This window comes from Streptomyces sp. NPDC085524 (genome assembly GCF_044541755.1).
Taxonomy (GTDB): Bacteria; Actinomycetota; Actinomycetes; order Streptomycetales; family Streptomycetaceae; genus Streptomyces.
In genome coordinates this window covers 1-10,468 of sequence record NZ_JBITTH010000061.1, presented here as the reverse complement: position 1 = coordinate 10,468, position 10,468 = coordinate 1, and the positions used below count along the sequence as shown (strand labels likewise).

The 10,468-nt window shown below is 74.8% G+C and carries 5 protein-coding genes; all 5 read left to right on the top strand.

Going from position 1 to position 10,468, the window contains the following annotated elements; all coding sequences use genetic code 11:
* On the top strand, nt 1-3,063 hold a 3,063-nt coding region (locus tag ACIGFK_RS42200; protein WP_400056117.1), incomplete at its 5' end, for an SDR family NAD(P)-dependent oxidoreductase.
* Nucleotides 3,064-3,143: 80 nt separating this feature from the next.
* The gene (locus ACIGFK_RS42195; protein ID WP_376660402.1) at nt 3,144-3,974 is read left to right on the top strand and encodes a hypothetical protein; all 831 of its coding nucleotides are present in this window, start codon (nt 3,144-3,146) and stop codon (nt 3,972-3,974) included.
* 53 nt (nt 3,975-4,027) lie between these two features.
* Nucleotides 4,028-7,174, top strand: a complete 3,147-nt coding sequence (locus tag ACIGFK_RS42190; RefSeq protein ID WP_386473558.1) for an amino acid adenylation domain-containing protein — start codon at nt 4,028-4,030, stop codon at nt 7,172-7,174.
* Nucleotides 7,175-7,202: 28 nt separating this feature from the next.
* Nucleotides 7,203-10,349, top strand: coding sequence for a type I polyketide synthase (locus tag ACIGFK_RS42185; RefSeq protein ID WP_376660404.1), 3,147 nt, complete (start codon nt 7,203-7,205; stop codon nt 10,347-10,349).
* 5 nt (nt 10,350-10,354) lie between these two features.
* Nucleotides 10,355-10,468, top strand: a 114-nt coding sequence (locus tag ACIGFK_RS42180) for a beta-ketoacyl synthase N-terminal-like domain-containing protein (protein ID WP_400056119.1), incomplete at its 3' end; no start/stop codon positions are given.

Here is a 10,468-nt window from a genome sequence, read left to right as displayed (position 1 = left end):
ATCGAGGCCAGTGCGCATCCGGTGCTGACCATCGGGCTTCAGGAGACCTTCGAGGCCGCCGACGCCATGACGGCGATGGCGGTGCCGTCGCTGCGGCGGGACGAGGGCGGGCTGGAGCGGTTCCTGCTCTCCCTCGGGCAGGCCTGGGCCCACGGCGTCGACGTCGACTGGGCGACCGCCCTGCCCGCTTCGGACAAGCCCGTCGACCTGCCCACCTACGCCTTCCAGCGCACCCGCTACTGGCTGGAGTCGGCCCCCACCACGGGCGATGTCTCCACCGCAGGCCTCGCCACCGCCGAGCACCCGCTCCTCGGTGCGACCGTGGCCGTCGCCGGGTCGGAGACGGTGCTCTTCACCGGCCGGCTGTCCCTGTCCACGCACCCGTGGCTCGCCGACCACACGGTCGCCGGAACGGTCCTGCTGCCCGGTGCCGCCTTCGCCGACCTCGCGCTGTTCGCCGCGCAGCGGCTCGGAGCCGGCGCCGTCGACGACCTGGTGCTGCACGCCCCGCTCTCCCTCCCGGCGACCGGCGCCGTCCAGATCCAGCTCACCGCCCAGGGGCCCGATTCCTCCGGCCGTCGCGAACTCTCCGTCCACGCCCGCCCCGAGGCCGCCGACGCCTCCGAGTGGACCCTGCACGCCCAGGGCCTCCTCGTCGCCGAGGAGCCCGCCCGCCCGGCCCCCGCCGGCTCCGACTGGCCCCCGGCGGCCGCCACCCCGGTGGACCTCGCCGACGCGTACGGGCGGCTCGCGGACCAGGGGTACGAGTACGGGCCCGCCTTCCAGGGCCTGACCGCCCTCTGGCACGACGGTGGGACCGGGACGGGGACCCTGTACGCCGAGGTCGAACTCGCCCCCGGCACCGCCACCGCCGGGCACGTCCTGCACCCGGCGCTGCTGGACTCGGCCCTGCACCCGCTGGTCGTGGCCGCCCTGGCCGAGGCCGGTGACGACGGCCTGCGGCTGCGCGTCCCGTACTCCTGGACCGGGCTCACGGCGCCCGCCACCGCGCCCTCCGCGCTGCGGGTGACGCTGGCCCGCACCGGGGAGGACACCGTCCGGCTGCTCTTCGCCGACGCCGCCGGATCTCCCCTCGGCGGGGTCGACACGCTCACCGTGCGGGCCACCGACCCGTCCGCGCTCGCCGCGCTGCGCACCGACCGGCTGCCGCTGCACCACGTCCGCTGGGAGCCCGTCGAGCTGCCCGCCGCCGTGGACGCCGCGGGCCGGGCCGTATGGCTCGGCGCCGACCCGGCGGGGCTGCGGGGCGCGTTCGGCACCGCCCACGAGTCGTACGAGGACGTACAGGTCCTCGCGGCGGCCGTCGCCGGAGGCGGTACCGCGCCCCGGTACGTGCTGACGGCCCCGCCGGCCGGCGAGGAGCCGGGCGCCGCGGTGTACCGGATGCTGGAGCTCGTCCAGCACTGGCTCGCCGAGGACGGCCTCGGCGCGAGCACGCTGGTCCTCCTCACCTCCGGCGCCCTCGACGGCGGGGACCCGACGGCCGCGGCCATGTGGGGTCTGCTGCGGGTGGTCGAGTCCGAGAACCCCGGCCGCGTCGTCCTGCTCGACGTCGACGCCGACACCGCCCCGGCGACGCTGTCCGCCGCCCTCACCGCCGGGGAACCGGAACTGCTCCTGCGGCGCGGTACGGCGACCCGCCCCCGGATCGTCGCGGGAGCCCCGGACCACGCCGCCGGAGTCGGCCGGGCCACCCGGTTCGGCGCCGAGGGAACCGTCCTGATCACCGGCGCGACCGGCGCCCTGGGCGGCCTCGTCGCCCGCCACCTCGTCACCGCGTACGGGGTGCGGCACCTGCTGCTGACCGGCCGCCGCGGCCCCGACGCGCCCGGCGCCGCCGGACTCCGGGCCGAACTCGAAGCGCTCGGCGCCACCGTCACCCTCGCCGCCTGCGACACCGCCGACCGCGAGGCGCTCTCCGCCCTGCTGGCCGGCGTCCCCGCCGACCGGCCGCTCACCGCCGTGATCCACGCGGCGGGCGTGCTCGACGACGGCATCGTGCCGGGACTGACCCGCGAGCGCTTCGCTGCCGTGTGGCAGCCCAAGGCCGACGCCGCGCGCCACCTGCACGAGCTGACCGCCGGCCTGGAGCTGGACGCGTTCGTCCTCTTCTCCTCGCTGGCGGGCCAGGCGGGCAACGCGGGCCAGGCCAACTACGCGGCCGCCAACACCTACCTCGACGCCCTCGCCGAACAGCGCCACGCCCAGGGGCTGCCCGCGGCCTCCCTCGTGTGGGGCCTGTGGGGCGAGACCGGGGGCTCGGGCACCGGCCTGGCCACCCGTCTCGACGGCACGGCCCTGGCCCGGGCCGGACGGGGCGGACTGCTGCCGCTGTCCGCAGCCGAGGGACTCGCCCTGTTCGACGCGGCGCTTGCCGACCCGGGCCCGGTGCAGGTGGCGGCCCGCTTCGACGCGGCGGCGCTGCGCGCCCAGGCCGAGGCGCGGACCCTGCCGGGCAGGCTCCGCGGCCTGGTCCGGACGCCCGCCCGCCGCACCGCCGGCGCGCAGGCCACGGCCGAGGTGCGGCTCACCGACCGGCTGGCCGGCCTCGCCCGGCCCGAACAGGAGGCGATCGTCGGGGAGCTGGTCCGTACGACCGTCGCGGTCGTGCTCGGCCACCCCGACACCAGCCGGATCGAGGACGACCTGTCCTTCAAGACCCTCGGCTTCGACTCGCTGACCGCCGTCGAACTGCGCAACCGCCTCGGCGCGGCCACCGGCCTCGCACTGCCCGCCACCCTCGTCTTCGACCACCCGAGCCCCCGCGAGCTCACCGAGTACGTCCACAAGCTGGCCGAACCGGCCGCCGTGCGGCCGCCGGTGCTCGCCGACCTCGACCGGCTGGAGACCGCACTCGCGGGCCTGGCGGCCGACGCCGCCGGGGAGGACCTGCGCCGCACCGTCGCGGCCCGGATGGAGGAGCTGCTCGCCGAATGGGCGGGCCGGGCGGCGGGAGCCGCCCAGGACGCCTCCGCCGACGTCGAGTCCGCCTCCGCGAGCGAGCTCCTCGACCTCATCGACCAGGAGTTCGGCGGGCTCTAGGCCCTCACCGTGGCCCGCTCCTCCGCCGACCGAACACCCCTCTTTCACGACTTCACGACTTCACGACAGAACGGAACCCCATGAGCAGCCTCAGCACCTGGAAAGAGCTCAGCACCGGCACCGGCGACGAGGTCGTCCTCGCCGTCGACTTCGACGCGACCGGCCGCGGCGAGGCCCGCTTCAGCGACTTCGTCCCGCTCCTCGGCTCCGGGTTCACCGTCTGGGAGACCCTCCCGCAGGCCGTCGCCTCCCGCCCCGACCTGCCCGCCGACGCCTACGTCAAGCAGTGGGTCGACGAGGTCCGCACCAGCGGCAAGCGGGTCAAGGCCGTCCTCGCCTTCTGCGCCGGCAGCGTCTACGCGGCCGCCATCGCGGAGGAGGTCGAGAAGTGGCAGGGCTCCTTCCCGCAGACCATCCTCTTCGACCCGGAGCGGGCCGCGGCCGCCAGCATGTACTGGCAGTTCCACAAGGCCGTCGGCCAGATGGAGGCCGCCGTCGGCGCCGCCGAGGTCGGCCGCGTCCAGGACGCCGCCCAGCGCGCCCAGGAGACCTGCCCGAGCCTCGGCGACCTCGCCCGCCGGCTCCTGCTGCTCTACCACGCCATCGCCCAGTCGGCCTGCGACAAGCTCGGCCTCGACGAGCGCCGCCGCGCCGAGATGACCGAGACCGCGGGCGCGTTCCTCACCTACCTCTCGACCGCCGAGCAGATCGAACCGGCCGCCGCCTGGCTGCGCTCGACCGCCATCACCTCCGCCACCGCGACCAGCGGACTCAACGGGTTCCGCATGCTCAACCCGGGCCACGAGGCCGCTCTCGTCGCCGACGAGCTCCGCTTCGACACCCCGCACGTGGAACTGCTCAGCAGCCCCGTCGTCGCCAAGGCCGTCACCGAGCTCCTGCTCGCCTCCTGACCCCCGCGCGGCCGGCCGTACTCCCTCTCCCAGGTCACAGACAGGAATCCGGAATGCTCACCTCTGCCCCCACCCCAGGGAACGGTCCGGCCCCCGCCGTACTCACCGCGGCCAGCCGCAAGGAGCAGGCGCTGTGGCTGCTGGAGAAGCTCGTCCCCTCCGGCGCCGTCAACAACCTCTCCGTCGTCTTCACCACGGAGGAGCCGCTGGGGGAGTGGGAGCTCCAGCAGACCCTGGACGCGCTGCTGCACCGGCACGAGGTGCTGCGCACGGTCTTCCACGGCACCGACGGCGGACTCGTCCGGCAGACCGTCCCCGCCGACCGGTTCACCGCCACCGTCAGCACCATGGAGGTCGCCGCCGGCGGCGCCGCAGCGGCCGTGGACGCGCTCGTCGCCCGGCCCTTCACCTTCGACGGGCAGCCGCTGCTGCGCGCCGGCCACCTCCAGGGCCCCGACGGGGACGTCTTCTGCCTGGTCGTCCACCACATCGTCTTCGACACCGTCTCCGCCGCGATCCTGCTCGACGAGTTCGTCCGCATCTACGAGGCCGTCGCCGCCGGCCTCGACGTCCCCGAGGAGCTCGCCGCCCCGCAGCCGGCCCTCCGCACCGCCGCCTACACCGACGAGAGCCTGGCCTACTGGCGCGAGCACCTGCAGGGCTTCGACCCGTCCGCGCTCGGCCTCGACTGCGGCACCGAGGACCGGCCCGACCCCACGCTGACCGGCGACTCCGTGCTGCACACCCTGTCCGACGGGGCCCGCGAGGCCGTCCGCCGGCTCCAGCAGGAAGTGCGCGCCCCCGAGGCCGTCGTCCTCCTCGCCGCCTACTACCTGCTGCTCGCCCGGCACGGAGCCGGACCCGACCTGGTGGTCGGCTCACCCGCCAACGTCCGCCCCGCCGACGCCGCCGGAGCCGTCGGCTACCACGTCAACACCCTCCCGCTGCGCGCCCGCGTCGACCTGGACGCCGGCTTCCGCGAACTCGCCGCCCAGTCCCGCGAAGCCTTCTTCGGCGCCATCACCCACGCCGACGTGCCCGTGGACGTACTGCTCCCCGAGATCGAGCACACCGGCGCGACCTGGCGCAACACCGTCTTCCGGCACCTGTTCAACTACGTGCCCAACGCCGGGCCCACCACCTTCGAGATCGACGGGAACCCCGCCCGCCGGCTCCTCGTCGAGAACGGCTACAGCAAGTTCGACCTCGAGTTCTTCTTCCTCTCCTCGCCCGAGGAGATCCGCGTCCGCGGCGTCTTCTACACCGAGATCCTCTCCCGCTCCGACACCGAGTTCCTGCTCGAGCGGTACGACGCCCTCCTCGTCGCCCTCGGCCAGGACCCCGACCGCCCCCTCGGCGAACTGCCGCTCACCGGCCCCCGGGACCGCGCCGTCATCGACGCCGCCAACGCCACCGCGACCGAGGTCACCCCCGCCACCCTGCTCGAGGCCGTCGCCGCCACCGTCGCCGCGACCCCCGACGCCGTCGCCGTCGAGGACGGCGACCACACCACGACCTACCGGCAGCTGTGGGACACCGCCCTCGCCGACCGGGACCTGCTGCGCGCCGCCGGGGCCCGCCCCGGCGACACCGTCGCCCTCGCCGCCCGCCGCGGCCCGCAGCTCGCCGCCGCCGTCCTCGGAGCCTGGCTGGCGGGCACCGCCTACCTCGCCCTGGACCCCGACCACCCGGCCCAGCGCACCGCCTACCTGCTGGAGGACTCCGGAGCCGGGGTCGTGCTCGCCGCGCCCGGCATCGACGTGGCCGCCGGACCCGACGTACGCGTCGAGCCGATGGCGGCCGTCGCCCCTGTAGGCGACCCACAGGACGCGGAGCGGACCGACGAGGAGCCCGTCGCCTTCCCCGACGCCGGCGACACGGCCTTCCTCATCTACACCTCCGGCTCCACCGGCAAGCCCAAGGGCACGGTCATCACCCACCGCGGCGCCGCCAACGTCATCGACCACTTCCGCGGCGAACTGGCCGCCGGAGCCGACGACGTGACCCTGTGGCTGACCACCTTCACCTTCGACATCTCCGCCCTGGAACTCTTCCTGCCCCTCGTCACCGGCGGCCGCATCGCCGTCGCCCCCGACGCCGCCCGCAGCGACGGCCAGGCCCTCCTCGACGTCCTCGAACGCCACGACGCCGGCATCATCCAGGCCACCCCCACCACCTGGCGCCTCATCGTCGACAAGGCCGGACACCGGCTCGCCGGCCGCCGCGGAGTCACCGGCGGCGAACCCATGCCGCCCGCCCTCGCCCGCCGCATCACCGCCGCCGGCTGCACCCTGCGCAACGCCTACGCCCCCTCCGAGACCACCATCTACTCCACCTGCGGCACCGTCCCCGAAGGCGCCACCGCCATCGACATCGGCCGCCCCATGAACAACACCCGCGCCTTCATCACCGACGGCGCCGGCCGCGAACTGCCCGTCGGCGTCCGCGGCGAACTGTGCATCGCCGGCACCGGAGTCGCCCTCGGCTACCACGGCCGCCCCGAACTGACCGCCGAACGCTTCGCCACCCACCCCGAGTACGGCCGCTTCTACCGCACCGGCGACCTCGCCTGCTGGCTCCCCGACGGCCGCCTCGAACTGCACGGCCGCGTCGACCGCCAGGTCAAACTGCGCGGCAACCGCATCGAGCTCGGCGAAGTGGAAGCCGTACTCCTCGAGCACCCGCAGGTGCACGGCGTGGCCGTCGTCGTCGACGACGAGGCACCCGGCGGGCCGCTGCTCGTCGCCTTCGTCGAGCCCGCCGGGGACACCGCCCCCAACGCCCTCGCCGACCTGCTGTGGGAGCACGCCAGGGCCGCCCTCCCCGGAGCCGCCGTCCCCCAGGAGTTCCTCGCCATCGACACCTTCCCCACCACCGTCAGCCAGAAGACCGACTACCTGGCCCTGAGGCGCCTCGCCGGACAGCGCCGCGCCGAACGCACCGGGGGCACGAACAGCACCTCGTACGAAGGGGACGAGCTCATCGCCGCGCTCGTCGCCCTGTGGCAGCAGCTCCTGGAACGCACCGACGTCGACGCCGACGCCAACTTCTTCGCGCACGGCGGCCACTCGCTGCTCGGCGCCCAGCTCGTCCAGCGGGTCGAGGAAACCACCGGCACCACCCTCGCCATGGCCGACCTGTACGCCGACCCGACACCCGCCCGGCTCGCCGCACGCATCCGCAAGACGCACGACCAGTGACGCACCACCCACAGGGGAAGGGGGAGAAATGACCACCGCGACGACCGCGACCGGCGAAGAAGCCAGGCTGCTCGACTACCTCAAGCGGATGACGATCGACCTGCGCGAGGCCCGCCGGCAACTCCGGGACCTGGAGGACAGCCGCCACGAGCCCATCGCCGTCGTCGGCATGGCCTGCGCCTACCCCGGAGGCGTCGCCGGCCCCGAGGACCTGTGGGACCTCGTCGCCGACGGCACCGACGCCGTCGGGGACTTCCCCGCCGACCGCGGCTGGGACCTCGAAGGGCTCTACGACCCCGACCCCGAGACCCCCGGCACCTGCTACACCCAGAGCGGCGGCTTCCTGCCCGAAGCAGCCTCCTTCGACGCCGGACTCTTCGGGATCACCCCCAAGGAAGCCCTCACCGTCGACCCCCAGCAGCGGCTCCTGCTGGAACACGCCTGGGCGGCCGTCGAACGCGCCGGCATCGACCCCCGCACCCTGCGCGGCAGCCGCACCGGCGTCTTCGTCGGCGTCATGTACAACGACTACGGCGCACGTCTCAACCCCGCCCCCGAGGGCTTCGAGGGCTACATCGGCAGCGGCAGCGCCGCCAGCGTCGCCTCCGGCCGCATCGCCTACACCCTCGGCCTGCACGGACCCGCCCTCACCGTCGACACGGCCTGCTCCTCCTCCCTGGTCTCCCTGCACCTCGCCGTACAGTCGCTGCGCCGCGGCGAATGCAGCTCCGCCCTCGCGGGCGGCGTCACCGTCATGGCCACCCCGACCGTCTTCACCGAGTTCGCCCGCCAGCGCGGCCTCAGCCCCGACGGCCGCTGCCGCTCCTTCGCCGCCGAAGCCGACGGCACCGGCTGGGCCGAAGGCGTCGGCGTCCTCTACCTGGAACGCCTCTCCGACGCCCAGCGCGCCGGACACCCCGTCCTCGCCGTCATCCGCGGCAGCGCCGTCAATCAGGACGGCGCCAGCAACGGCCTGACCGCCCCCAACGGCCCCGCACAGGAACGCGTCATCCACGAGGCACTGGCCGACGCCCGCCTCACCCCCGGCGACATCGACGCCGTCGAGGCCCACGGCACCGCCACCACCCTCGGCGACCCCGTCGAGGGCCGGGCCATCCAGGCCGCCTACGGACAGGGCCGCGAACCCGGCCGCCCGCTGCGCCTCGGCTCCCTCAAGTCGAACATCGGCCACAGCCAGGCCGCCGCCGGCGTCGGCGGCGTCATCAAGACCGTCATGGCCCTGCGCAACCAGCTCCTCCCGCGCACCCTGCACGCCGAGAACCCCACCCCCCACATCGACTGGAGCTCCGGCAGCGTCGCCCTGCTCCAGGAACCCGTCTCCTGGCTGCGCAACCCGGCCCGCCCGCGCCGCGCAGGCGTCTCCTCCTTCGGCATCAGCGGCACCAACGCCCACGTCATCGTCGAAGAGGCCCCGCAGGAGGACGTACGCCACGCCGCGCGCGGCACCGCCGTCGCCTGGCCCCTCGCCGCCCGCACCCCCAAGGCCCTGCGCGACCAGGCCGCCCGGCTCGCCGCCCACCTGACCCGCACCCCCGCCGCCGCGCCCGACGTGGCCCACACCCTGGCCACCGGCCGCACCCCCTTCGCCCACCGGGCCGTGGTCGTCGGCACCGACCCCGCCCAGCTCATGCAGGGCCTGGAAAAGCTCGCCCGCGGCGCCGGAGCCCCCGGCGTCACCAAGGGCGCCCCCGACCCGGCCGCCAAGGCACCGCTGGCCGTCGTGTTCTCCGGGCAGGGCTCCCAGCGCCCCGGGATGGGCGGCGAACTGTACGCCCGCTTCCCCGAGTTCGCCCGGGCCTTCGACGCCGTCTGCGCCGAGCTCGACCGGCACCTCGACGTCCCCCTGCGCGCGGTGCTCTTCGGCGAGGACCCGGCGGTCCACGGCGACCTGATCCACCAGACCGCCTACACCCAGGCGGGCATCTTCGCCGTCGAGGTGGCCCTGTACCGCCTCCTCGAACACTTCGGCGTCACCCCCGACTTCGTCGCCGGCCACTCCGTCGGCGAACTCGCCGCCGCCCACGTCGCCGGCGTCTGGTCCCTGCCCGACGCGGCGGCCCTCGTCGCCGCCCGCGGCCGCCTCATGCAGGCCCTGCCCGGCGGGGGCGCCATGCTCGCCGTCGAGGCGACCGCGGCCGAGGCGGAAGCACAGCTCGCGGGCCGCGAGCACGAGGTCTCCCTCGCAGCCGAGAACGGCCCCACCTCCGTGGTGATCTCCGGCGACCCCGGAGCCGTGGCGGAGATCGGCGCCGCCTTCACCGCGCAGGGCCGCCGCACCAAGCAGCTCAAGGTCAGCCACGCCTTCCACTCCCCGCACATGGACGGGATGCTCGCCGAGTTCGAGACGGTCGCCAAGCAGCTCACCTACCACCCGCCGCGCATCCCGGTCGTCTCCAACCTCACCGGCGACACCGCCGGAGCCGAACTCCTCACCCCGGAGTACTGGGTCGGCCACGTCCGCCGGCCCGTCCGCTTCGCCTCCGGCATCCGCCGGCTGGCAGCGCTGGGCGTCGCCACCTTCCTGGAGGCCGGCCCGGACAGCGTCCTCACCCCGATGATCACCGAGACCCTCGCGGACACCCCGGACGGTGCCCGCGCCGGCGCGATCGCCCTGGCCCGCCGCGACCAGGACGAGCCCGCCGCCTTCCTGACCGCCCTGGCCCGTCTGCACGTCGGCGGCCGGGGGGTGCACTGGCAGGCCGCGACGGCCGGCCTGGACGCCCGTACCGTCACCCTTCCCCCGTACGCCTTCCAGCGCCGCCGCTACTGGCTCGACCAGGTGGCGCCGGTCGCCGTCGCCCGGGCGGTGACCCGCACGTACCAGGCCGCCGACGAGGCGGCCGACGAGGAGACGGCGGCACCGACCACCGCGGCCACCCTGGCCGCGGCCCCGCCGGCGGAGCGCCCCGCACTGATCCTGGCCGCCGTACTGGAGGTCGCGGCCGAGGTGATGGGCCTCGACTCGCCCGGCGAGATCAGCGTCGAGACGCCGCTGCTGGAACTGGGCTTCACCTCCCTGATGGCGGTCGACCTGCGCAACAAGGTCGTCGAGGCGACCGGCGTCGACCTGCCCGCCACGGTCGTCTACGACCACCCGACTTTCGAAGCGATAGCGAGCTACGTGGACTCGCTCATGAACACGGATCGAGGCTGAACCGAATGAACGAGTCCATGGCCATTGCCGTTGTCGGCATGTCGTGCCGTTTTCCGGGTGCGGAGGGTGGTCCGGGGGCGTTTTGGGATCTGCTGGTGGCGGGTCGTGATGCGGTGGGT